This window comes from Singulisphaera photorubra, from assembly GCF_045290345.1.
Lineage (GTDB): Bacteria > Planctomycetota > Planctomycetia > Isosphaerales > Isosphaeraceae > Singulisphaera.
In genome coordinates this window covers 3,397,048-3,420,350 of sequence record NZ_CP155447.1, presented here as the reverse complement: position 1 = coordinate 3,420,350, position 23,303 = coordinate 3,397,048, and the positions used below count along the sequence as shown (strand labels likewise).

Sequence of the window (23,303 nt, the reverse complement as noted above, 5' to 3'; positions counted from 1 at the left end):
GACGTCTTGAGTCTCAGGAAGCAAGCACCTTGGGGGTCGCCAGGCACGCGGAAATCGGCCGGCGGCGAAAGACGAAGCCCAGGGTCACCAGAATGGCCAGGCCCACGAGGGAGACTCGGCCCCCCATTCGGAATGAGTCCGGTTCATAACTGTAAATCAGACGATGCCGCCCCGCCGGTACGGCCGCTCCGCGCATCAGGCGGTTAGTCCGATAAATGGGGGCAGGCTTGTCGTCGATCGTAAGCCGCCAGCCGGGGTAATAGACGTCGGAAAGGATCACCAGGCCGGGACGCTCGAGGACGGCATCGAGCTCGACGCGTTGCTCGCCGTACTTGGTGACGGTCACCACCTCCCCTGCTCCCGGAGATCCGTTGCCGAGGTAAGGACTCAACTCCTCCATCTTGTCGCTATCCACCCAGGCCAATTCTCTCGGGTTGTAGACACGGAGGCTGGGGTCGTACCAAAAATGGTCGTTCTCGAAGAGGATCTCCTCCATCGGCCGTTCGCGTTCGGTCCGCTCCATTCCCACGATCGGCTTGATGGGCTTACCCTCGTGGACGATCCAACTCCGGGGATAGCACAGGCGATTCCGGTAGAGTTGATAGTCTTCCTTCATGACCCAATCCTTCTGACGCTGCTCAGCCCCCGGCCCGCTGAAAAGCTCTTTCGGTGGATAAATGAGCTCGGAATCATCAAGAAATGCTGCAAACGCTCGGTGCTCATCTTTCCAACCGTTGGGGAGAGAAGGAATCACAAAGTAACGGGTATTCCAGAGGTCGAAGGCACGCCGAGCGTAAACGACAATCTGCTCGCCGGGTTTCACCTGTAATTGCCTTGCCGTCGCGCCGTCGACGGTCCGAGGGAAACAGCCGAAGAACCACTCGTAGTCGTAGAGTTCAGCGACCCCCATGGTCAAGGTGTACTGGATCCCGTAAGGCACGCCGTACTTCGGCTGGATGGTTCTCCGTTCCCAATTCACGAAGTCAGCCACACGATCCGATGAGGCTTCCTCACGCCAGATGTACGGATCCCAGATCGGCATCCGATGCACACGAAATGGCGTGGGCGAAGGTTGTGGGCGTTCACGCTCCGCCTTCTCGATCAATTCCACGAGCTTCGGCTTGGTCTCCATCAACGACTGGGGCACGGTAAACACATATCTTGAATTAGCAAGAGTCAGGTCGGCCGTGACCATGATGAGGGCCAACACTCCCGCGACTTTGGGGGCACGGTACCCCCTCAGCACCAGGCCCAACGAAAGCGCGAAGGTGACCGTCCCGGCGAGCAGGGACCAGAGCAAGTCGCGGTAAGCGCCTTGGGGATCGAACGGCCCGAACAACGACTTCTGACTCGCGGCCCCCGCGCTGAAGAACTCGACAAGTTGATGCCTCTGAAGCAGAACGCCCCCCAGGGACACCACGCTCAAGAAAAGGAAAAATGCGGCTAGAGCCGCCGTCTTCCGTCGCAATCGAACGAGCACAAAATCCCAACCAAGGCCGGCCAGCCCCGCGACGGAGAGTGCCGTGAAGCTCAGGAGTTTGCTCGGGTAGCGGAACTGGCGGAAGCCGGGCAGCAAGGTGGACAGTAACCAGTAAACGCCACCATCCCCATCACGCAGCATTCCGTCGACTCGGAGCCCCCCCACATCTCGCGGGTCATGCGGGCCAAGGTGCTCGGCAAACGCCGGGATATGGCGTGCCCACCAGATGGGGCTACTGTACTCGCCCATGCTGGCGACAAGGCTGATCAACGCGATCGCCGACAACCAGCCTCGCCAAGGTGGGCCATTCCGAAAGCCAAGCACACCCATCGCCAGGATCAGGGTCAACCCTCCCATGTAAAGCGACGGTATCCACACGTGCGCATGTTGGCTCAGGTAGGGAACCAGCCCCATCCAATGAGTGTTCCCGGAGAAATTCGACCCGAAGACATTCGGCCACCACAGTTCGAAAAATCGGAGCGGTTCCAGGCTGAACGGATAGATATCGTGCGGGCCTCCACCGGCCGCTCGACCACTCTGCCGGGTGAATTCCAAAACCGGTAAGAGCTGCACCGCGCCAAGCAGACCAGCCAGGATCGCCGCCCCCCCCAGCCCAGCGAGCATCGGCACCAAGTGGGGTGCTCGCTTCCCCCGAATCGAGCGGATCACGAGGAACGCGCCGATCACGCCCCAAACCCCCAGGACCACCGACGGCGCCCACGGCATCCAGGCAAGTGGCAGGGGAGGTTTATGCCTGACTCGATACGACGGTAAGAGAATAGCCAGCCCCACAACAATCGCCGCATAGCCCAGGGCCAAGACGGCAAGGAGGGCGGCGACCACTCCTGGCCTGATCTTCCAGGGCTGTTTGCGGGTTCTGAGCCAGGCGAGAACGAACGAATAGCCCACAGCGCAGACACCCGTGATGTAGGTGGACTGGGGATCCCCACCGAGCGTTTGCATGGCGAGGATCACAGCGAGTTGGAGCAACGCCATCCGTTCTCCGCGCCTGACCCAGCGATCAGCCGCGCGAAATCCCAAGGGTGTCCAGGCCGCCCCCACCAAGAAAATGATGTTGCAATACTGGAAAAGGATGGGTGCCGCGAACGCGTAAGAGAGAGCGCTCACGGTCGAGCCAGTCCAGCTCGTGCCCCAGGACCGCATGAGGGCCAGCATGGCGACGAAGGCCAGAATCGTATGCGCGATCACATAGAGTCGCGCTCCCCAGGCGTAGGGGAAGACGGCATAAAGAATCTTACCCGGATAAAGAACGGCCGCGGTCGGATTGCCCAGCAAGGGCATTCCCGCGTTCTCCTCCGTCTCCCAGAGCGGCCAGCGCCCCGCGTTCCACTCGTTCTGAACCTTCTGGTAGAGCGGATAATAGTAGTGGGCCGCATCACGATAGGAGAATTGTCGATCACGAAACAGGACGCTGCTGAAACAGGCGAGGAGTAGGCTCAACAGGCAGCCCGTAATGAGCAGCGGCGTAAAAAATCGACGCAAGGGATGAGACCTCCGACCCGTCGAGCACGATATGAATGCGAGGTAAGCTTCGCGCCTTCGCGAGAAGCGACCCCATCGTAGCACACGCCCAAGACCGCTCCAGAGCCTATTTCCTGGCTGAACTGTATCCGCCCCGCCTTGAGCAGCCAGAGAGCTCACGCGCACTCACTCTCTGGAAAACGAGATCGCCCGGTGGGACATAAAGTCCCACCGGGCGATCTCCTGCTTCATGGATTCGCTCACGCGAACAGATTCACATCAGATCATCTTTGGACGGCCGGATGGAACACATTCGCGGCGGCCTTCACAGGCGGCGGCGTGAGCGCGGCGTGGGGATCGGGGATCTTGCCGTCGGTTCCGGGCGGCAGGGTGGGGAGTTCCACCTTCACTTGCTCGCCGGTCAGGGCCTTCATGAAGGCCACGACGTCGGCCTTTTCCGAGTCGGTCAGGTTCAGCTTCTTGATGTCCTTATCAAGCGAGGGGTTGGGGTTGCCCCCCTTGTTGTAGTGCTCGACGACTTCCTCGAGCGTCTTCAAGCTGCCGTCGTGCATGTAGGGACCGGACTTCTCAATCTCGCGCACCGTCGGGGTCTTGAATGCGCCGAGTTCCGAGTTGTTCTTCGATCCAATGGGCGAGATCACGAAACGTCCGTAGTCCGCGAAGTCGTTCTTCTCGGCGTTCCAGCCCACTCCGATGTTGTGGAACTGCTCGTTGGTGAAGTTGGATCCGGTGTGGCACGAGGTGCACTCGGCCTTCTTGAGGGCCACGTTCGTCTTGAACTCATCATCACCACGGAGCCGGAGGCCGAAGAGGACCATGCCCCGTTTCTCGCTCTCCGACAGGGCCGTCAGGTCGCCGTCCGAGTTGTACTTGTCATACTTCGAGTTGCCCGAGAGGGCCGCCACGCGCTCGAAGGTGGCAATCGCCTTGGCCATCCCGTCCAGAGTCACATCGGTGCCGAAAACCTTCTCAAACTGATCCTTGTAACCGGGGATCGCCCGCAGTCGGAGTACGATATCTTCGTACGACTGCTTACCCATCTCGATCGGATTCTGAATCGGCCCTTGCGCCTGTCCTTCGAGCGAAGGAGAACGTCCGTCCCAGAACATCGTCTTCCCGTAGGCGGTATTGACGACGGTCGGCGCGCTACGTCCACCGGTGTGTCCGTCGATGCCGACCGAGACACTCAGCTGATCGGTCCACCCCTTCTCAGGATTGTGGCAGGTGGCGCAACTAATCGTGCCGTCGAGCGAGACGCGCGGGTCGAAATAGAGTTGCTTACCGAGCTCAAATTTGCCCTTGGTCAGGGGGTTGGCAGCCGGCACATTGACGTTGAGGATCAATGGGCTCAAGCCCTTCGGAACTTTGACCGTGAGCGGCTCGTCCTTAATCTTCGACTGATCTGACGGCAACCAGAGGATGCTCTCGGGGCTGGGAGACGCATTCTCTCCCCCCTTCACTTCCTGCTCCACAACGTCTACGAGCTTTTTGGGATCGACCGCACGATCGGGCGTGACAAGATGGGCCGGCTTATCGGCCGAATCCTTGTCGGAGACCTTTGCCACCGCCGCATCGAGCGCTCCGCTGGATGGAGAGGCCGTGGAGGGCTCGGCCGAGGCGACCTCCTCCTTCTCATTGCCCGTTCCACCGCAACCTCCCAACGCGAGCAAGGCCGTAGCCAGTGCCGACCGCGTGACCCATCCGAATCTTGCCAACATTCCTGAAGACCTCCCGTCAAGATCGAGGTGCGACGCCAATGAAGAGTCAGTAACGTCCTTAGACACAGGCGCAAAGAGATCGGGCCAGCGTGATGAATCACGCCGGCTCGAATCCCGAGCGAGGGTCGACGAGCTCAGATGCGAACCTGACGCACCAAGCTATTTTTTCTTCTTCGCGAGCAGACCCTCGGCGTTCCGCTGGGCCGCATCGACCAAGTCTTCCCAATGCTTTTCGACGTATTCCGGCGGCCCACCTTTGAGTGCGACGTGCTGCGCCGCGTCGAGGGTGTCGACCATATCGATCGCGTCCCAGGGGCAAACCTGGGCACAATGCTTACAACCGATGCATCGATCGAGATCGATATCGCACCAGGTCTGCAAGCTGGAGTGTTCCTCGCCGGGCACCTTGTAGATGCATTCGACCGGGCAAACTTCCACACAGGCTTCGCAACCCGTACATCCGTCGGCGTGAATCACCGCCAGAATTTTCGGGATGACTTTTCGGGGTTTGCCGGCTAAAGACGCAGCAGCCATAGGATCGCGTCCAGGTGGGATTAACTGAGGCCGCCAAAGCAGCCAAGTCGATGGACCAAGAGGGGTCGAGCCCCAGCATAGCGTATTCCGTCAGGCCCGGAAACGCGATCGAAAAGCAAAAGTGCCCAACGACGATGAGTTGGACCAATAATGATTATCATTATCGGCACGGTGAGGGTCAAGTCTAGGGCGGAAGATTGGGCGATTCCGCTTTAAAACGAAGGAGGCGAGGTTCACGACCTCGATATCTGCGATGAAATCGATCCCTCGCACGGGTATGTCTGCTGAAGAGCATTTGATCGTTGACGCAGGGAATCGGATCCGGTTTGCCGACGAGCGAATGCCGGCGATCCTGGCCACCCCTTGGCTTGTGGCCCACCTGGAGTATGCCGCACGCGCGGCGATCGCGCCTTGTCTCGAGGACAATGAGAGGAGCGTCGGGACGTTCATCGAAGTCGAGCACCTCGCCCCCACCCCCGAGGGCTCAGCGGTGGTCTGTCGAGCCCGGGTGATTCACGTCGATGGAGCTGTCGTGACATTCCAGGTCGAAGCCCACGACGAGGTTGAGCTGATCGCCCGCGGCTTGCATCGTCGCCGGGTCATTGATGTCGATCGGTTCGCGCGCCGGGTCGCCCGCAAACAGACCAAGAAATAACAATCTGATCTATTATAGGTCGGATCGCCCACATCCTGCGCAGCCAGACTCATCCCCAGGGAAGCGTATCCAGGCGGAGCAGATCATCGAAACCAGTAGGACGGCCGGCCCGGCCGTAATTCCCTTGGTCCCCTGATGGCCCTTTGGAGTCGCGTTCACTCAAAACGAATCACGGCCTGGGGGGTGGGCTAATTTTCCCGTAGGGTGGGCACGGCCTACCATCTTAACCTCTGCTTTGGCAAGGAGATAGGGATGGTGGGCCGTGCCCACCCTACGGGAGAAATCTAATTCTGGCCGCTGATCAATCGTAAATCGTTGATAATTTCATAACTGGTTAGGCGAAGCTTTGCAGGCCCACCATATTAACCTCGCCCTGCGCAAAGAGATCGGGATGGTGGGCCGTGCCCACCCTACGGGAAGCGTCGATCCCGGCCGCAAATCAATCGCGAGTGGAGTCGGATTTCACGAAGCTCGTGCTCACCCGCTCGGGCGACCGACAACATCACCGATCGATCGCCGCGCAACGAAAAACGCCCCGACCCTTCCGTGAGGAAGAATCGGGGCGTTTTTGAAGGATTCCGGCGATCACCGACTTTCGCGCCAAAGGCACTATCATGGGCCTGACGGGCTTAACGGCCGTGTTCGGAATGGGAACGGGTGGGACCCCGTCAGTATGTTCGCCGGAAAAGCAATCGGCAGGCGATCAAACCCGCCGGTTACGTTGTGCTCAAGCTTCACAGTGGTCGTCACGCAAGATCCTACCGCCACTTCGATGGGCATGACCAACCGACTTCGAGTCTCTTCACGACGCGTGGTCCCCGTTATTGGATGGGAATACGTCGCCGTGTGATCGATCGAATGCGATCGGTGAATGATGCAACCCTGATTCCTGTCCGTGTCGAATCCCCAAAGGGAGCCGGCGGACGGATCGGGGTGGTCAAGCGATCGGCTGTTAGGACCGGTCGGCTGCGGCGATCACTGCCGTGCACTCCGGCCTATCGACCTGGTCGTCTTCCAGGAGCCTTCGCACTTGCGTGCTGGAAACCTCGTCTTGAAGAGGGCTTCGCGCTAGATGCCTTCAGCGCTATCCTTTCCCGACCTAGCTACTCGGCGATGCCCTGAGCAGAACAGCCGATACACCAGAGGTCGGTCCTCCCAATCCTCTCGTACTAGGGAGACCCTTCGCAAGTTTCCTACGCCCACGGCAGATAGGGACCGACCTGTCTCACGACGGTCTGAACCCAGCTCGCGTACCGCTTTCATTGGCGAACAGCCAAACCTTGGGACCTTCTCCAGCCCCAGGATGCGATGAGCCGACATCGAGGTGCCAAACCTCCCGCCGCTATGGACGCTCGGGGGAGATCAGCCTGTTATCCCCGGAGTACCTTTTATCTGTTGAGCGACGGCCTTTCCATCCAGCACCGCCGGATCACTAACGCCGACTTTCGTCCCTGCTCGACTGATGGGTCTCGCAGTCAGGCACCCTTCTACGTTTGCGCTCATGTTGCCAGATTGCCGACCTGGCCGAGGGTACCATTGCACTCCTCCGTTACTCTTTGGGAGGAGACCGCCCCAGTCAAACTGCCCGATGAGCATGGTCCCGGTCCGGGCTACGGACCGGTGAGGATCAGAGTCATTTCAGGGTGGTATTTCACCGATGGCTCCCCGACGGCTGGCGCCGCCGGATCACGGCCTCCCACCTATGCTACACAGAAAGGACGCTGACCCAATGCCAACCTGCAGTAAAGGTTCACGGGGTCTTTCCGTCTGACCGCGGGTACGTGGCATCTTCACCACGGCTACAGTTTCACCGGGTCCCTCGTGGAGACAGTGCTCCAGTCGTTACGCCATTCATGCAGGTCGGAACTTACCCGACAAGGAACTTCGCTACCTTAGGACCGTCATAGTTACGGCCGCCGTTTATCGGGGCTTCGGTCGCCAACTTCAGCTTACGCCTCATCGGCTCCCTTAACCTACCGACACCGAGCAGGCGTCAGACTCTATACGTCCTCTTGCGAGTTGGCAGAGTCCTGTGTTTTTGATAAACAGTCGCTAGAGCCGATTCTCTGCGGCTCTCCTTGCGGAGAGCACCCCTTGTACCGAAGGTACGGGGTCATTTTGCCGAGTTCCTTCACGAGGGTTCTCCCGAACGCCTTCGGATACTCGCCTAGCACACCTGTGTCGGATTGCGGTACGGGCCAGATGGTTCGTCCCGACAGGGCTTTTCGTGGCCGGCTTGTCATCAGGCTTCCAGATCGAATGCTGTCGGCCTTGCGGCACGGGGTAATCTAACACCCCGACCTGACTGAAACCGGCGTCCTCTGTCGTTCAACCTTACCATCGGGTGGCGGAATATTAACCGTCTGTCCATCGGCTACGCCCTTGGGCCTCGCCTTAGGTCCCGACTGACCCTGGGCGGATTGACCTTCCCCAGGAAACCTTGTGCTTTCGGCGGACAGGCTTCCCACCTGTCTTGTCGTTACTCGTTCCGGCATTCGCACTCGCCCGCGCTCCACTGGTCGTTTCCATCCAGCTTCATTGCGGCGGGCGACGCTCTCCTACCATCAGTTTAACCTGATCCGCGACTGCGGCACGACGCTTAGTCCCCGTCATTTTCGGCGCGGGATGGCTCGACCGGTAAGCTGTTACGCACTTTGAAATGATGGCTGCTTCTAGCCAACATCCTGGCTGTCACCGCGATCCACTTCCTTTGCCACTGAGCGTCGATTTGGGGCCTTGGTCGGCGGTCTGGGTTGTTTCCTTTGAACGTGAAGCTTATCCCCACGTTCTGACTCCGGGGTCCGTCGTGCGGTATTCGGAGTTGGGTTTCGGAGGGTAGGCGGAAGCCCCCTACCGAATTCCGTCGCTCTACCCCGCACGATATGTCCTGAGGCTGGCCCTAAAGCCATTTCGGAGAGAACGAGCTATCTCCAGGTTTGATAAGACTTTCACTCCTCCCACGGGTCCTCCCCAGTTTTTCAACACTGGTGGGTTCGGTCCTCCACGACCGGTTAGGGTCGCTTCAACCTGCCCATGGGTAGTTCACCTGGTTTCGCGTCTACTGCACCCGACTATGGCGCCTGATGAAGACTCGCTTTCGCTACGGCTCCCCTGAAGGGGTTAACCTGGGGCCGGATACAGTAACTCGCCGGATCATTATGCAAAGGCACGCGGTCACGCGGCCCGAAGGCATCGCGCTCCCACCGCTTGTAGGCACGGGGTTTCAGGTTCAGTCTCTCCCTAATCAGGGTTCTTCCCACCGTTCGGTCGCCCTACTGGGTTCGCTATCGGTCGTCATCGAGTGCTTAGCCTTGCGGATGGTCCCCGCCGATTCAGGCCGGGTTTCACGTGCCCGACCCTACTCGGGTACCGAAGAGGGAGTTTGCATCGTCGCTTACGGGGCTATCACCCGCTCTGGCGCTCCGTTCCAGGAGGCTTCAGCTGACGCTCACTCATCCCATGTTATCGGCCCACGACCCCGAGTGGTGTCCCACTCGGTTTAGGCTGATCCCCGTTCGCTCGCCGCTACTGAGGGAGTCTCGGTTGATTTCCTTTCCTCCGGGTACTGAGATGTTTCAGTTCCCCGGGTCTCTACAGGCATTCCAGGATCGACGTTCGTTGGGCAACTCCCCTGGACTTATCGCAGCCTTCCACGCCTGTCTCTCTGATGACGCCTAGGCATCCCCCCCGTGCCCTTAGGAGCTTGACCACGCCGATCCGGACGCCGCGGTTCCTCGAAAGAAACTCGACAGCCAGAAAGGCGAGGGGTCAGTCCCCGATCTCTCTCTTCGATCGAGTGCCCAGTGTCTCGCGACACAGGACCACTCTCACTTGGGTAACGATCCCAATGTGAGGCCGGTTGCTTCACAGCAAGCGACTCTCACGCATCCGTAAGGGTTCCACTGTATTGTGGAGAGATTCTTCTACTTGGTCTGCCACGACCATTTGTTTGCGGTTCTCACTTGCGTGACCTAACCACCGGATTGTGAAAGAGCAACCGAACCCCAACGACAGACCCTCCGGCCGAAACCGGAGAGCATCCATCTTCGAGATCCGCACTGGCCGCTGGCCAGGGGGCAACGCCGCGAACGGCCCTGCCCCGCACCCAGCAGTGCAACCAACAAGCAAACGAAATTAGCCAAGAAGACAGCCCCTCGGATGAGGGGCCTCTTCATCGATCGATCGTGTTCGTGGTCAGAGAACCTTCGTGGGAAGCCGGCGTAAATACCATCTGATCAAGGAGACGGTGCCGATGCGGCCCTTCTTACTGGTCTTCACGGGCATGAAGCTCGATCCGAACCAGTTCAGAGCCGAGATTTTCTAAGAAAAATCCTTAGAAAGGAGGTGATCCAACCGCAGGTTCCCCTACGGTTACCTTGTTACGACTTAGTCCCCATCACGGGTTTCATCTTCGGCGCCTGCCTTGCGGCTCCGGCGACTTCGGATGCCCCCCGCTTTGGTGGCTTGACGGGCGGTGTGTACAAGGCTCAGGAACACATTCACCGCGGCATGCTGATCCGCGATTACTAGCGATTCCAGCTTCATGCGGGCGGGTTGCAGCCCGCAATCCGAACTGAGGAACGGTTTTTGCGATTAGCGTGACTTTGCAGCCTAGCAACGCTCTGTCCGCCCCATTGTAGTACGTGTGCAGCCCCAAGCATAAGGGCCATGAGGACTTGACGTCATCCCCGCCTTCCTCCGGCTTAACGCCGGCGGTCTGTCTAGAGTTCCCACCATTACGTGCTGGCAACTAGACACAGGGGTTTCGCTCGTTAGGGGACTTAACCCAACACCTCACGGCACGAGCTGACGACAGCCATGCAGCACCTGTGCACGTTGTACCTTGCGGCCTCACCGACGTTTCCGCCGGCTAATCCGTGCATGTCAAGCCTGGGATAAGGTTTTGCGCGTAGCCTCGAATTAAGCCACATACTCCACCGCTTGTGTGAGCCCCCGTCAATTCCTTTGAGTTTCAGCCTTGCGACCATACTCCCCAGGCGGGGTACTTCACGGTTTCCCTACGACAGGGAGCCCATCGGCGAGCCCCCTATCCAGTACCCATCGTTTACGGCCAGGACTACCGGGGTATCTAATCCCGTTCGCTCCCCTGGCTTTCGCGTCTCAGCGTCAGTAGGCATCCAGGACCTCGCTTTCGCCACGGGCGTTCCTTCCGATCTCAACGCATTTCACCGCTCCACCGGAAGTTCCAGGTCCCCCTATGCCCCTCCAGACTCGTCGTATCCGCGCCACTTCCCCGGTTGAGCCGGGGGATTTCAACGACAGACGCACGAATCCGCCTACACGCGCTTTAAGCCCAATGATTCCGAATAACGTTCGCACGGTTCGTCTTACCGCGGCTGCTGGCACGAACTTAGCCCGTGCTTCCTCCAGGGATCAATCAAGGTCTTACGACCCTTTTTCCCCCTCGACAGGAGTTTACAACCCGAAGGCCTTCATCCTCCACGCGGCGTCGCTCGGTCAGGCTTGCGCCCATTGCCGAAGATTCTCGACTGCAGCCTCCCGTAGGAGTCTGGGCAGTGTCTCAGTCCCAGTGTGCCGGGCCACGCTCGCACGCCCGGTAGGCATCGCAGCCTTGGTGGGCCATTACCCCGCCAACAAGCTAATACCACGACAGCCCGTCCCAAGACGCCGAAGCTTTGGCAAAACACCGATGCCGGTGTCGTTGCGTCGCTGGGGATTACCCGCGGTTTCCCGCGGCTATACCCAATCTTGGGGTTGGTTACCGTCGCCTTACTCACCCTTGCGCCACTGGCCTTGCGGCCCGTTCGACTTGCATGCCTAATCCACGCCGCCAACGTTCATTCTGAGCCAGGATCAAACCCTTCGAGATTGGTCGTCTCCCCTGCTCCGAGGAGCAAGAGATCCGGTCCTCACCTTCAAAAGGGTTGAGGAATTTGCTAACTGGTCGCAGCTCGAGTTCGCCGGAGCAAGCCCCTGCTCGCTCGTGCTGTTGGCTGTTGGATCCGTCTCCGTCGCGATTCGACCTCCAACCAAACGGGGTCGAGACGACTCAAACGGCTCCACGCCGGCTTCCCTCAAAGGTTCTCTTCAACCACAAGAACCACGATCGACCGGATTGTCAAAGAACGAACATGCTGCCGAAGCAATTGGCCGGAGCGACTTGCCCTTGAAGGCGTGTCACGCCGGCCCACCTACCGACAACATCGCGGCCCGCTGTCATGGTGAGCGGTTTCCCGTTCCCAGGTCAGCCGGCCGTTTCGTTGTCACCCGTGGTGACACAGGCGACAAGGGAGATAATACCAGGTTCGCTCCGAAGGTCAACAGTTGAGTGGTCGCCAGCTTCCCTTTTTCTTGGCAACCCTGCTCGACCCGCTGGAGTTCGGGTCCTGCTCTATCCTTATAGTGGGAACCCGGGATTCCTTTTAATCTCGTCGTGGAGGTTTGCCACTCACCACCCCCCGAATGCGTGCATGGCCTTTAGCTTACATGAGCTCGAGGACTCGGTAAGTGGCCCTTTCTTCCACTTTGATTCTTTGCCTTGGCGACGAATTCTTGGAGGACGAGGAGCCCGGCAAGCGAAGAGGGGACAGCCCCGGGTCCCGTAGTTCATGCAGCCCAAGTGGTGGGGGAGCCTGCATCTCTGCAGGGCCCCCACCTGGATCTGTAACCTAGGGGCAATCGCCTGGGTTAGTGTCCGTGGTTGTTCGAGTGTCCGGCAGCCGCGACTCCCGACTCATCCTCAGAGCCTACATGCTGGGCTCCGTTTTCCGATTCGGCTCGGGGCTTGTTGAATCCGAGGAACCACTTGAGGGCCGTCTGTACGAGGCCGCCCTCCTGTCGCTTGGCCGCGAATTGGTTCGCAAGTTTACTCGCCATGCCCGCGTAGGTCGGATAGGTGTGGGTCGTCGAGGCGAGATCGCCCAGAGTGAGACCATTCTCCATGGCCACAACGAATTCTTGGAGAATCAGGCTCGCCTGCTCACCGACAATGGTTGCGCCGAGGATCTTGCCCGCGGGGGTCGCCATGACCTTGGCGAAGCCAACGGTCCGGCCATCGATCCGGGCGCGATCGAGCGAGTCGAAGTTGGCACGAAAGACTCGGACGTCCGGATGCTGTTCGAGTGCAACGGCTTCCGTGAGGCCGACAGTGGCCACTTCAGGATCCACGAACGTGGCCCAGGGTAAAGCGGTGTAGTCGATTTTCTTGGAGAGGCGAAGGACCGCGTTCTGGAAGACCACCGCGGCCTCGCGCTCGGCTGCGTGCGTGAACTCGTACTGTTGCAGCACATCACCGATCGCATAGATTCGCGACGAGCGAGTCTGAAGAAATTCGTCGACCTCGATCCCATGCTCGGGGTCGGCATGAATCCCGACGGCGTCCAGGTTCAGCCCCTCGATGTTCGCCAGCCGGCCTGTGGCGACAAGCAGGTGGCTCCCTGACACTTCGCCGGTCGCTCCCCCCGCATTTTTTCGCCAGGAGCAAACGGTCAGGCCATCGCGTTTGGTGACCTTGGTCACCTCAACCCCGGTGTGGAACTCAATCCCTTCGGCGGTGAGCTTCGACTGAACGGAGTCGGAGACCTCGTGGTCCTCGCGCGGGAGGATGTGATCGGTGTTGGCCAGGACCGTCACCTTGCTCCCGAGTCGGGCGAACGCCTGGGCCAATTCCATTCCACTCGGTCCCGCGCCGATCACAATCAGCGTCTCGGGGCGCTCCGTCAGATTCCAGAGCGAGACGTTATCGAGGTGGCCGACTTCGTCCAGGCCGGGAATTTTCGGCACGTCGGCGCGTGAGCCGGTAGCAATGACGAATCGCTGGCCGTTGATCCGAGTCTTGCCGTCGAGAAGGACGGTGTCATACGCCTCAAAGGAGGGAGAGCCTCGAAAAACGTCGATCCCCATGGCTTTGAGCGAGTCGCCGCTACCGCTCCCCGCGAAGTCGTCGACCACAGCACGGACGCGTGCCATGACCGCCGAGAAATCGACATCGGGAGAGGCGACGCGAATCCCAAATCGGTCTGCGGACCGGATCGTGTGGACGAGGCGGGCTGCTTCGATCAACGCCTTGCTCGGCACGCAGGCCGAATGGGTGCATTCCCCGCCCAGTTCGTTCTTCTCGATCAGGGCAACCTTGGCGCCAAATTGCGCGGCCGCGGTAGCCACGCTCAGGCCGCCGGAGCCTCCCCCCAAAACCACGAGGTCATACATCGGTTGCTCTCGAAATCCAGGGTGATCTCTGGCTGGTGGCCAGTAGTCATTGAAGACCCAGCAATATACACTCTCATCAATTCAGTGACCACTCCCGACCTCTCCAACACGGTGAAACGCGGTCATGTCCAAGAAAGTGGCGGTGTTCTGGCCGGGCGACTATCGCGCGAAACCGAACGAATGGGCTTTGCCGCAGTCGCAAGAAACGACCGGGCAACTGGTCGCGGCCCTGAAGAAGCTCGGACGCACCCCCTACTTGGTCGAAGGCTACCTGACCCGGCCCGACCAATCGATTGCCAAGCTCGGCCCGATCGACGACCCGATGGTCGGGGTCTACGTCCACTGGACCTATGCCCCGCACACGGTCGATGGCGTGGTCGGCAAGGACAACCCCCTTCTGCTCGCCTCCAACTTCTCGGGGACCTGGCCGGGCCTCGTCGCCCTCCTGAACACCGGGGCTTCGCTCGAATCCGTCGGCCGTGAGTCTTCCCGGGTCTGGACCGACGCCCCGGACTGGACCGCCGACGCCGGCTTCATGGAACGGCTCGACGAGTGGTGCTCCACCGGCCGGATCGCCTATGATTCCAGCGAAATCCACGACGGCCCCGCCGTGCCCGCCGCTGCCACGGCAACCTCGGAGCGGGTGCTGGCGGAGATCCGCCGCAAGCGGATTCTCGCCCTGATGCTCGGTGACACCTCGATGGGCATGATCAACGGCTACTTCGGCCCGAGACTGCTTTATCCGATCGGGTTCAGCGAGCACAAGGTCGACCAGGCCTGGCTCATCGAACGCACCATGAAGGTCAGCCAGCAGCGAGTCGATGACGCCTTCCGATTCGTCCAGGATCGGGGCGTCACGTTCCACTGGGGAGGCCCGGACGCCGCGGACTTCACCCCCGATTCGACGCGTGAGCAACTCCGCGGATACCTCGCCGTGCTCGACCTCCTGGATGAGTTCCAGGCGGACTGCCTGGGCTGGCAGTATCAGCTCGGGCTCTTGAACCTTCTGCCCCCCAGTGACTTCGCCGAAGGCTTGCTGAACTCGCACGCTCGCCCCGAGGGGAACGGCCACGTCGTCATCACGAGCACCGAGGCCGACCAGGGGAACCTGGTGCCGATGGAGTTGATGAAGCGCGTCCTCGAAGCGAAAGGTCTGGCGGGCTCCGTCCTGTTCCACGACGTGCGCTGGGGGGCCGAGCACGAGGGACGCTGGCTCTGGGTGCTGCTCAACTCCGGCAGTTGCGGGGCCTATGCCTTCAATCAGGATGTCTCGAGCCTGAACGGAGTCCACAGTTATCGTCAGCCAGCCGGCTACTTCCCGGTCGCCGGCGGCACGTTCGCGGGTGAAAGTCTCCCTGGCCCGATCACCTGGGCCCGAACCTGGATCGATCACCATGGCGAGCTCGTCATGGATCTCGGTCGTGGCGAGTCGGTCGCGCTTCCCAACGACGTCCGCGAAGCGTGGTGGGGTGGAACCACTCGCCAGTGGCCCTTCATGGCGGCCGACCTCGGTTGCTCGAAGGAGACGATCATGGCTCACTACATGAGCAACCACATCGCTGTGGCCTATGGAGATATCTTCAGCGAAATGGTCGCGCTCAGCCGGTCCCTCGGGTTCAAGATCCGCGTCCTGTCGACGGGTCAACCGGCCTGAGCCGGCTAGCACTCAGGCCGTGGGTGCGGCCGAACTGGCCGCACCCGAATGCGGGGGGAGCCGCGGACGGTCTCAACATCGTTCGAAACTCGGGAAACGAAAGAACCCGTTGGCCGCTTCCTTCGTACACCTAGGAGTGTTAAACTCGACCTGCCCCTTAAGAACCAAGAACAGTCACCTTTTGTTTTCGAGAGCCGCGCACGGGGGGGGGGAATTCCGACGATGGGACCCGTGGTCGTGACATGTGATGGGTGCGGCGTTCGAATTCGCATCCCGAAGCCCGAAACCGCCCTCGATCGGCAATGTCCGCGCTGCTCGACGCCGCTGGTTTCCGCTCTCACGAAAATCCTGGAAGCCGAGTCGCCTCGAGATCCAATCCTCGGGATTGAACTCGACGTTTCGTCGGAAACGCCGCGGCTTGCTGACGCTCAACCGAAGTCGTCGGGCTTTGGATTACTCGTCGCCTGCGCCTTGGTTTTCCTGGGGTCAGCCCTCATGCTGGGGCTCTGGCTCGCCCGGGAGGGCGAGTTAGCCATCGTGGCCGCTCCGGAACCGAGTCGCCCCAAGGCGGTTGCCGTGAGCGTTCGGAATCCCCTGGAGCCGATGCCCGCTCCTTCTGAGGAATCCGAGGTTCCGCCGGCCGCGAATGAGGCTACTGTTGCAACGGTGCCTCGAGAATCGGAGGCGAACGAAGCGAAGGACGCCGTCGCGCCCATCGCAGTCCCGTCCACCTTCAATCCCATGAGTGACGTGCTCGCGTCGCCCGTCGCAACTCGCGAACCCATCGAGCCACAATTCAAGCCGCCGGTCAAACCGGCCCCTCCGCCGCCGCCTCGTACCGACCCGGCCCCGGCTTCCGTGCCGCCCACACCTGCTCCTGCGCCTGCCAAACGTGAGGAGAAACGGGTCAGGATTCGCACCAAGACCGGCGAGACCGTGGTGGCCCGCGTCCATGGGCAAGCCGACGGAAAGACCTGCGTGTTGTTGCCCAACGGAGAGATTGGATTCACTAACGGGTTGGCCGAGACCGACGAGCCCTTCCATCCAGCAACTCGCGAGCAAATCCGGACGGAATTGACTCAAGCCGGCCCCTTCGCCGACTTCAAGTTTCTTCAATCCGACCATTACCTGGTCCTCTATCAATCTTCGACCCCGTTTGCCGAAGCCAGCATCAAGCTCCTTGAGAGCCTGTACGAGAACCTGTCGGACGCCTTTCACAAACGAGAACTCCCGATCCACGAGACGGAGTTCCCGCTGGTGGCGATCATCTTCCGGACCGAAAAGCAGTTTCGTGCCCATCAGCCGGTCGACGCCGACGTTCAGGCCTATTATGAGATTCTCTCGAACCGGATTTACCTCTACGAACAGTCAGATCGCGACCAGCAGGCCCCTGAAGTCGCCGCGCTTCGCAAGCCTCAGACGGTCGCCCACGAAGGAACGCACCAGATCCTTCAAAACATTGGCATTCATCCTCGCCTGGCCGCCTGGCCCCTCTGGCTCGTCGAAGGCTTCGCCGAGTATTGCTCCCCTCCCACTATGACCCGCCGCGGGGCCGCCTGGGGCGGACTCGGACAGGTCAACCCGATGCACATGGCGACGATTCACGACCTGGATGATCCCGCCTCGCTCTACGTCAACGGGGCCGAGCGGCAACGCCTCGGTCGCGATCGCCGCAAACCGCTGGTCGAGTACCTCGTCACCCGGTCGGCTCTGACTCCCACCGACTACGCGCTCTCCTGGGCCCTGACCCATTACCTGGCCATGCAGCGAGGCACCGAGTTCCTCACTTTCATCCGGCAGATGAGCCAACTTCCGCCACTCGAAGAGCAAACGCCCGAACAGCACCTGGCCACGTTCCGTGACGCATTCGGAACCGACCTGGCGAAGTTGGATAAGAAGGTCGCCGGATACCTTGCCAAGCTCAAGTTCGACCCCCTCCCCTATTACGCCGTCGTTTTCGAGCAACCGATCCCCGGCAACCAGATCCGTCGCGCGACCATCGTCAGCCAATCTCCATCAATGATCCGTCAGTGGCTCAACCAGGTCAGCGACGCCAACGGCGGCCAGACCTCCTGGGAAGTCTTCCCTCACCCCACCCGAGCCCGTGCCCAGATGGCCGCCGAACAATGGATCAGTAATCACTAACGCGACCTGATTTCGACACCTGACAATTGTCACGGAAAAACGATCAATAAAGCCGTGCAGGACGTCTAGCCAACACCTCGGTTGCTGTGTACTATAGGGGCGTCTGAGAGATTGGCCAGTCGATCGCGACCCTCGTATCAGCAAGGACGCGATGGCCCACCTGTGGACAACCACGGGGACGTAGCTCAATTGGGAGAGCGCCTGGTTTGCAACCAGGAGGTTGAGGGTTCGATCCCCTTCGTCTCCATTCGACGTAAGTCAAAGCCTGAACAGAATTTGCCCACCTGCCATCCCCGGTCAAAAGATCCCCTAAATCCTTGAAGCTGTAGTACCAGATACTCGCTTTGAGTAAGGAAGGGATCTTTGTACCCGTTCCCGATCGCACTCTGAAGTACCGCCATTTCAAGCCGAAGTATCTCGATGTCGTCCGAATCGCAGGACGTGACATTTTCCTTGGCGGATGCATGCTTCAGGTGTCGTTTTCATTTCCGCTTCGGGACCTCTAACCCGGGGTAGTTTCGTTCACCGTTCGCGTACCGATTGCCGAAGCAACTCTCCCCGCGGGTGGAGGTGGCAAGCAATCCTGGCGTAGAGCTTGGCTTCAGAATTGTCGTGGCCGGCTTACCGCAAGTGACCATTCTACGAAAGCGAAGCAAAGACACGCTTCCTTCGAGAAGGGCGGGAGTCCCGATTCTCTTCGCCCTCGTTTCTCCGACGCGTCTCTACTGTGACGCCGACCGGCGGCCAGGCTATTACCCTGGAAAAGATCGGGATTCTTGGTAATCCATCAGGGGCGGCGGCATTCTGGTCAGTTCCCCTAAATCCCCCGAGCCTCCCCTTTGAAGGGCCTGACCATCACTGCCTACTTGATCGGCGATCGCGTCACCGGCAGCATCTTCCCGAGTAGATCTGTACCGCCGGGCGATGAACCTGCCCGACGGATTATCTCGACGGGAATGACTCATGGCCAGGCGAAGGGGCGTGGGGAAGCGGACGCCAGGCGAGATGCCATCGGTCGGGGACGCCACCGCCACGGCAACTCCGCCCCGCTCTTTCACCAAGGAGTTGCTCCAGCGCCTCCTGATCGCCGCGTTCTGCATCGGCGGCGGCTACGCGCTCTGGGACATGGGCCGGCATATCCTCAGGACGGGCGAGTACAACTACACGCTGGAGACCTCCAACGGCGAGCGCGGCGCGCACCGCCGAGTGACCCGCGAGACGGTCCACGCCACCGGGGACTGGGCGCGGGAGCAGGCCGCCGGCTTCCAGGCGGCGGGCGCGACGCTGGCCTACTGGGGCGTGCTCATGCTCCTGGGCTCGTCCGGGCCGTTCACCAACCCACTGGTCTGGACCCCTTCGCGCCTCGCGATGCTGGCCGTCTCGCTGGCCGGATGCCTGGCCGCGGTGATCGCCTTCTTCCCACCCTGGCGCATCGGCCGGTCGATGAGCAGCAATGCCTTCTACATCGTCATCGCGTGCTGCCTCTACCTGGGGACTATCCGGGACCGGTCGCGGCTCAAGGCGCACAGCCTGAAGGTCTTCCCGGCGCTGATCTGCTCAGCCGTGGTGATCGGCGACTTCTCGTCCGGATATGCGGTCGGGATCATCCTGGGGATCTTCGCCGCGCTGGTGCTCGCCTTCCACATCCTGATGCTGATCCCCGCGGCCCGCGCCGAGCTGATGAAGCCGGAGTAGTGACCGGACGCGGAAGCCCGCTTGCGCCGCCGGGCCTGCCGGGAGATAATGACGGGATGCTCGGCATCCACCCGATGGAGGTGATGCGGATGGAGGGAGACAAGGCGTTAGTGGCGCTTCGCGGAGATGGCGTGCGGTAGATCAGGCGGCTGAGCTACCTCCGCGACGCGATGTTCCTTGGACTGGCCGAGCCGACCCCCTATTTCGAGCAGGGGCGGGGGCGGCGAGAGACTTGCGGCTGTCTCACATGGTCGGCGTGGGGGTCTTCTTGGCGTGCTCCTCGCCCTTCGTCGACCCTGCCTGCGTGGCCTTGACCGCCTGGGCCACAACCTTCGAGCTGGGCTGCTTCAAGGTCCCCGTCTCTGGGTCCGTGTAGGAAATGGCCGCGAGTTTGGTCGCGAGCTGCGAATCCGTCGGACGCCCAGTCTTCGAGGCCTTGCGTTGCGTCTCGTGGACGACCAACTCGTCCAGGTAGTCGATGAACAGGTTGATGTAATCCTCGACGGCGCTCTCGAAGGCCAGGGTCGTCGCGTCCAGCTTGGCCTGGTCCGCCCCGAGGTTCCCGGTGGATGCGATGTGGAACTTCCACTTTACTCCCACGTCGCTGCAGAGCGATGTGAGCAGGCTCTTGTCGGCGAGGGCGTTCCGCGCACCGACGTGCCCGTACTCGTGTTGGCGTACAGTGCGCGTCTCCTTATCGCTCGTGCTGTCGGCCGTCTTGCGATCTCCGTAGAAGATCTCGTGCCTCGAGATCTCGAAATCAAGATGGACGGTGCAATCCGCGCCGTTGGTCACGTTCGCCACGTCGGTGTGGGCGCCGACCGTGGTGGTCGTCTTGGTCACAGCGTCGCCGGGACTCAGCCCGCCACCCACCGACTCAACAACTACCGTCATCGCGACGGTACTGGTTTTTCTCACAGGCATCAGAACCTCCGGCCACGAATCGGGTGAACACTGCCCAATAGCACTTATCCGACGACTCCAGAAAGTCCCCTCGCTGAGCATACTAGCCTCCACGCCTCGAAGCGAGCATGATCTTGCAGTCCTTCGACACAACGCCTACCCCACTCGTGCCAATCGCTAGCTAGCTTCGTTTGAGCCTGCGAAACGGAAGGGCAGCAATGAGATGGACCTGCTGGTCACCACCAAAGATGATAAAGCCACTCGTGGCGGCTTTGGGCGAGGACAAGATGAAGTGGATCGTGGACCTACTGTGGTGAGGGACGGTCTTTCGGATCGCCTACTACATGGTCGGGCACAAAGGGCGAGTCCGAGGAAAGTGGGCCTTCGGCCACTTCGCCCCCATCATGACGCCGGAAGACCTGGTCGCGATCATCCAGCGCATGAGGGCTCGGGGATGGTTGCCAGGGGAGGACTTCGGCGGAGTCGCTGGGGGTGAGACTGATGTGAGTTGACGCTTTCCACGAGCCCTCGTTTGACAGGCATTTTCCCGTGTTGGATCTCGCCCCAAGCAAGACTCGTGACCCAAAACTTAGCGCTGGACCCGAATTTACTGCAATCCTGGCATTCAATCATTTTCGCATATCTTGACTATTGTATCACGCCACACCTGCCGTTGCCGCGCCCTCCCGACCGCGCGTGCACCACATATCACGCAGCCAAACTCTTCCTCCTGATAGCGGAAGGCTGGATTCTTCCGAAACGTGCGGCCATTGCCTATCTTCGCCTCATCCTTGAAAACAACGAGCCGGCCGCGACTTTCGCCGGAAGACGGTCAAACACGCCAGCCACGCGAGCACCGTGACAACCAAGCCGTATTCCGGATGAATGGGGGCGGCGATAACCCACAGGGCGCCGACAGCCGCAAGGGCTTGCCCAACCCCGACCGTTCGGAAGTAGGTTCGCCGCCGGCTCGCTCTCGTCATCCAGGGGTTAGTGGTAAGGGGCAGCACCAGCGACAAAAGAAGAATCGCCGCGAGCGAGAACCCTCGGAGCGGGTCCATGGCGCTCGCTTCCGTCAGCCAGGCGTTGACAGTGAGGGGCAGGACCATCGACAACAGCACGATGGCCGCGAGTGAGAATCCCCGAAGTCGATCCATGCACCGTCCCTTTCATCAGATGAAGAGTTGAGATCCCAGTATCCGCCGTCATGACAATTGCAGCAGACACGGTCGGGGTTCAACAAAGACCTCGGCTTAGCGTTTCGGCAGCGGCGACCGGCATCCTCGATAAGAACTTGCCCCGGTATCGGATCGAACGGGAGGGATGACATCTGCCGCAGTTTGCCCCCTGATAACGAAGGTTTTGCCCCGAGCCCACCGACATCGGGATTGCCGTACGGGGAGAACTCGATGGACGCGCGGGCAGACGGGATGTCGACAAGGTCAGGCCGTAACCGGCCCCGACTTCGTGTATTTGCCGGGCGAGCGGAACGATTTCAATGCGACGTTCGCGGGGCATCCTCGAACCGACAACCAATATTCCTCCCGCACGTCCTCATCGATCTCAATGACCTGTGGATAGAGGCTGTCACAGCCATCCTTACGACAACCCGAGATCCAGAACCAAGCCCCGGACTCCACTTCGGAGTAATTCGCCTTGTAGCCCTGGCCCGAGAGCGACTGGAAGGCCTTGCCGCGATAATAGAGCGTGCGGCCGGTCTGAGAAAAAGTGACGCGGCCGATTGAAGCCGGACCGGTGAGGCCACTCGCCTTATCCTCGACATACATGATGCGACTCTGCATGGCTCGTTCCTTCCGGACGGCTCGGGCTAGCAGACTGATGGGGCTCATCACTCCGGTCGGTCAACCCGACCGGAGTTGGCCAGGTTATTCTCGCACCTGCCGGCCGAAGTGTACCAGTCCTCTGATCTGCCAAATCGAAGCGCGACGATCAATCCTGTGATCACAACCAATTTGAAGGCTGGAGATCCGGTGGCCCCTGATCGAAACACCCGGTCAATTTGCTACAGTTTCACTGCATTGATTCATCAGGTGGCAGAAACGATGAGGCAAAAGGGAGCGCATCCTCAATGACAAAGGATCAGGTCAAATCCACACTAGCCCTGACGCTGGAAGATCAACAGCTTTCACGGTCGGAGCGTGAAGCGTTGCGGCAGGTGTTTGAGCCCCTCCGCGATGCGGTTGGGCCGCTCGAACTTCGCCGGCTCGCCTTTGAGGTCGCTCGCGAGGCGGTTCGCGACCCTGGGGATGGTGGGATCCTCGAATGGCTCGAAGCGCTTCTCAAGCTGGTCGATCGATTGGAGCCGAAGCCCGATGGCCTGGTGGCGGAGGCCTATTTCAGCCCTCAGGATGAGTGTTGGCGACAGATCGTCCTCAGGCTCGACGGAGCGAGTCAGCGCGTCGATATCTGCGTGTTCACGATCACCGACGATCGGTTGTCCGACGCCATCATCGCGGCCCATCGCCGGGGCGTGGTCGTGCGCGTGATTACCGATGATGAGAAGGCCGAGAATGAGGGGTCGGACATCGATCGATTACACCAGGCGGGAATCCCGCTCCGGACCGATCGGACCAGGCACCACATGCATCACAAGTTCGCCATCTTCGACAACGGCCTGCTTCTCAACGGCAGTTATAACTGGACCCGAGGCGCCTCACTTTACAACGAAGAGAACTTCATCGTCACGGATGAACGGCGGTTGATCTCCGCCTACTCCAAGGCGTTCGAGCAACTCTGGAACCAGTTGGGCTGAACATTCGGCGCCCTTATTCTGAAAAAAGTCGAGATGGTTCGACGGCGCCTCCT

Annotated in this window: 13 protein-coding genes, 1 tRNA gene and 3 rRNA genes; 7 read left to right on the top strand and 10 right to left on the bottom strand. The window is 60.5% G+C overall.

Features of this window, described 5'->3' with window-relative positions; all coding sequences use genetic code 11:
• Positions 1–13: 13 nt before the first annotated feature.
• From V5E97_RS13110 to V5E97_RS13100, 3 genes are all read right to left on the bottom strand, one after another.
• Entirely contained in the window at positions 14–2,983 is a 2,970-nt protein-coding gene (locus V5E97_RS13110) for a hypothetical protein (protein WP_406699766.1), read from the bottom strand.
• A gap of 263 nt (positions 2,984–3,246) precedes the next feature.
• Positions 3,247–4,701, bottom strand: coding sequence for a cytochrome-c peroxidase (locus tag V5E97_RS13105; protein WP_406699765.1), 1,455 nt, complete (start codon positions 4,699–4,701; stop codon positions 3,247–3,249).
• Between the two features lie 159 nt (positions 4,702–4,860).
• Positions 4,861–5,235, bottom strand: a complete 375-nt coding sequence (locus V5E97_RS13100) for an indolepyruvate ferredoxin oxidoreductase subunit alpha (protein ID WP_406699764.1) — start codon at positions 5,233–5,235, stop codon at positions 4,861–4,863.
• 253 nt (positions 5,236–5,488) lie between these two features.
• Between V5E97_RS13100 and V5E97_RS13095 the strand changes: the two genes are divergently transcribed.
• The gene (locus V5E97_RS13095) at positions 5,489–5,890 is read left to right on the top strand and encodes a thioesterase family protein (RefSeq protein WP_406699763.1); all 402 of its coding nucleotides are present in this window, start codon (positions 5,489–5,491) and stop codon (positions 5,888–5,890) included.
• A 576-nt stretch (positions 5,891–6,466) separates the two neighbouring features.
• Here V5E97_RS13095 and rrf read toward each other — a convergent pair.
• The 4 genes from rrf to V5E97_RS13075 all read right to left on the bottom strand — a co-directional run bounded on the left by rrf (position 6,467) and on the right by V5E97_RS13075 (position 14,080).
• Positions 6,467–6,575 (bottom strand): 5S ribosomal RNA (gene rrf / locus V5E97_RS13090).
• 248 nt (positions 6,576–6,823) lie between these two features.
• Positions 6,824–9,599 (bottom strand): 23S ribosomal RNA (locus V5E97_RS13085).
• A gap of 628 nt (positions 9,600–10,227) precedes the next feature.
• Positions 10,228–11,741 (bottom strand): 16S ribosomal RNA (locus tag V5E97_RS13080).
• Together the 16S, 23S and 5S rRNA genes form the textbook arrangement of a ribosomal RNA operon.
• Before the next feature lie 818 nt (positions 11,742–12,559).
• Positions 12,560–14,080 carry a dihydrolipoyl dehydrogenase family protein gene (locus tag V5E97_RS13075; RefSeq protein WP_406699762.1) on the bottom strand — a complete coding sequence of 507 codons (1,521 nt, stop codon included), beginning with the start codon at positions 14,078–14,080 and terminating at the stop codon, positions 12,560–12,562.
• 124 nt (positions 14,081–14,204) lie between these two features.
• On the opposite strand from V5E97_RS13075, the gene V5E97_RS13070 reads away from it, so the two are divergent.
• From V5E97_RS13070 to V5E97_RS13050, 5 genes are all read left to right on the top strand, one after another.
• The gene (locus V5E97_RS13070; protein ID WP_406699761.1) at positions 14,205–15,734 is read left to right on the top strand and encodes a fucose isomerase; all 1,530 of its coding nucleotides are present in this window, start codon (positions 14,205–14,207) and stop codon (positions 15,732–15,734) included.
• A gap of 222 nt (positions 15,735–15,956) precedes the next feature.
• On the top strand, positions 15,957–17,879 hold the full coding sequence (locus V5E97_RS13065; RefSeq protein ID WP_406699760.1) for a DUF1570 domain-containing protein: 1,923 nt from the start codon (positions 15,957–15,959) through the stop codon (positions 17,877–17,879).
• 174 nt (positions 17,880–18,053) lie between these two features.
• Positions 18,054–18,126 (top strand) — tRNA-Ala (locus V5E97_RS13060).
• Positions 18,127–18,944: 818 nt separating this feature from the next.
• A complete protein-coding gene (locus V5E97_RS13055) occupies positions 18,945–19,574 on the top strand; it encodes a hypothetical protein (RefSeq protein WP_406699759.1) in 630 nt (209 codons plus the stop codon).
• Positions 19,574–19,714, top strand: a complete 141-nt coding sequence (locus V5E97_RS13050) for a hypothetical protein (protein WP_406699758.1) — start codon at positions 19,574–19,576, stop codon at positions 19,712–19,714. Before V5E97_RS13055 ends, V5E97_RS13050 begins: the two co-directional genes overlap by 1 nt.
• Positions 19,715–19,817: 103 nt before the next feature.
• On the opposite strand, the gene V5E97_RS13045 is transcribed toward V5E97_RS13050, so the two are convergent.
• The 3 genes from V5E97_RS13045 to V5E97_RS13035 form a co-directional block, all read right to left on the bottom strand.
• A complete protein-coding gene (locus V5E97_RS13045; RefSeq protein ID WP_406699757.1) occupies positions 19,818–20,498 on the bottom strand; it encodes a hypothetical protein in 681 nt (226 codons plus the stop codon).
• Positions 20,499–21,262: 764 nt separating this feature from the next.
• Positions 21,263–21,634, bottom strand: coding sequence for a hypothetical protein (locus V5E97_RS13040; RefSeq protein WP_406699756.1), 372 nt, complete (start codon positions 21,632–21,634; stop codon positions 21,263–21,265).
• Positions 21,635–21,919: 285 nt separating this feature from the next.
• On the bottom strand, positions 21,920–22,279 hold the full coding sequence (locus tag V5E97_RS13035) for a 1-deoxy-D-xylulose-5-phosphate synthase (protein ID WP_406699755.1): 360 nt from the start codon (positions 22,277–22,279) through the stop codon (positions 21,920–21,922).
• Positions 22,280–22,566: 287 nt separating this feature from the next.
• On the opposite strand from V5E97_RS13035, the gene V5E97_RS13030 reads away from it, so the two are divergent.
• Positions 22,567–23,250 carry a phospholipase D-like domain-containing protein gene (locus tag V5E97_RS13030; RefSeq protein WP_406699754.1) on the top strand — a complete coding sequence of 228 codons (684 nt, stop codon included), beginning with the start codon at positions 22,567–22,569 and terminating at the stop codon, positions 23,248–23,250.
• Positions 23,251–23,303 lie beyond the last annotated feature (53 nt).

What these genes read in the sequence shown, in the direction of transcription:
- V5E97_RS13105 (WP_406699765.1), bottom strand. Translation starts at nt 4,701, where the DNA reads ATGTTGGCAAGATTCGGATGGGTCACGCGGTCGGCACTGGCTACGGCC.
- V5E97_RS13100 (WP_406699764.1), bottom strand. Translation starts at nt 5,235, where the DNA reads ATGGCTGCTGCGTCTTTAGCCGGCAAACCCCGAAAAGTCATCCCGAAA.
- V5E97_RS13095 (WP_406699763.1), top strand. Translation starts at nt 5,489, where the DNA reads ATGAAATCGATCCCTCGCACGGGTATGTCTGCTGAAGAGCATTTGATC.
- V5E97_RS13075 (WP_406699762.1), bottom strand. Translation starts at nt 14,080, where the DNA reads ATGTATGACCTCGTGGTTTTGGGGGGAGGCTCCGGCGGCCTGAGCGTG.
- V5E97_RS13070 (WP_406699761.1), top strand. Translation starts at nt 14,205, where the DNA reads ATGTCCAAGAAAGTGGCGGTGTTCTGGCCGGGCGACTATCGCGCGAAA.
- V5E97_RS13065 (WP_406699760.1), top strand. Translation starts at nt 15,957, where the DNA reads ATGGGACCCGTGGTCGTGACATGTGATGGGTGCGGCGTTCGAATTCGC.
- V5E97_RS13045 (WP_406699757.1), bottom strand. Translation starts at nt 20,498, where the DNA reads ATGCCTGTGAGAAAAACCAGTACCGTCGCGATGACGGTAGTTGTTGAG.
- V5E97_RS13040 (WP_406699756.1), bottom strand. Translation starts at nt 21,634, where the DNA reads ATGGATCGACTTCGGGGATTCTCACTCGCGGCCATCGTGCTGTTGTCG.
- V5E97_RS13035 (WP_406699755.1), bottom strand. Translation starts at nt 22,279, where the DNA reads ATGCAGAGTCGCATCATGTATGTCGAGGATAAGGCGAGTGGCCTCACC.
- V5E97_RS13030 (WP_406699754.1), top strand. Translation starts at nt 22,567, where the DNA reads ATGACAAAGGATCAGGTCAAATCCACACTAGCCCTGACGCTGGAAGAT.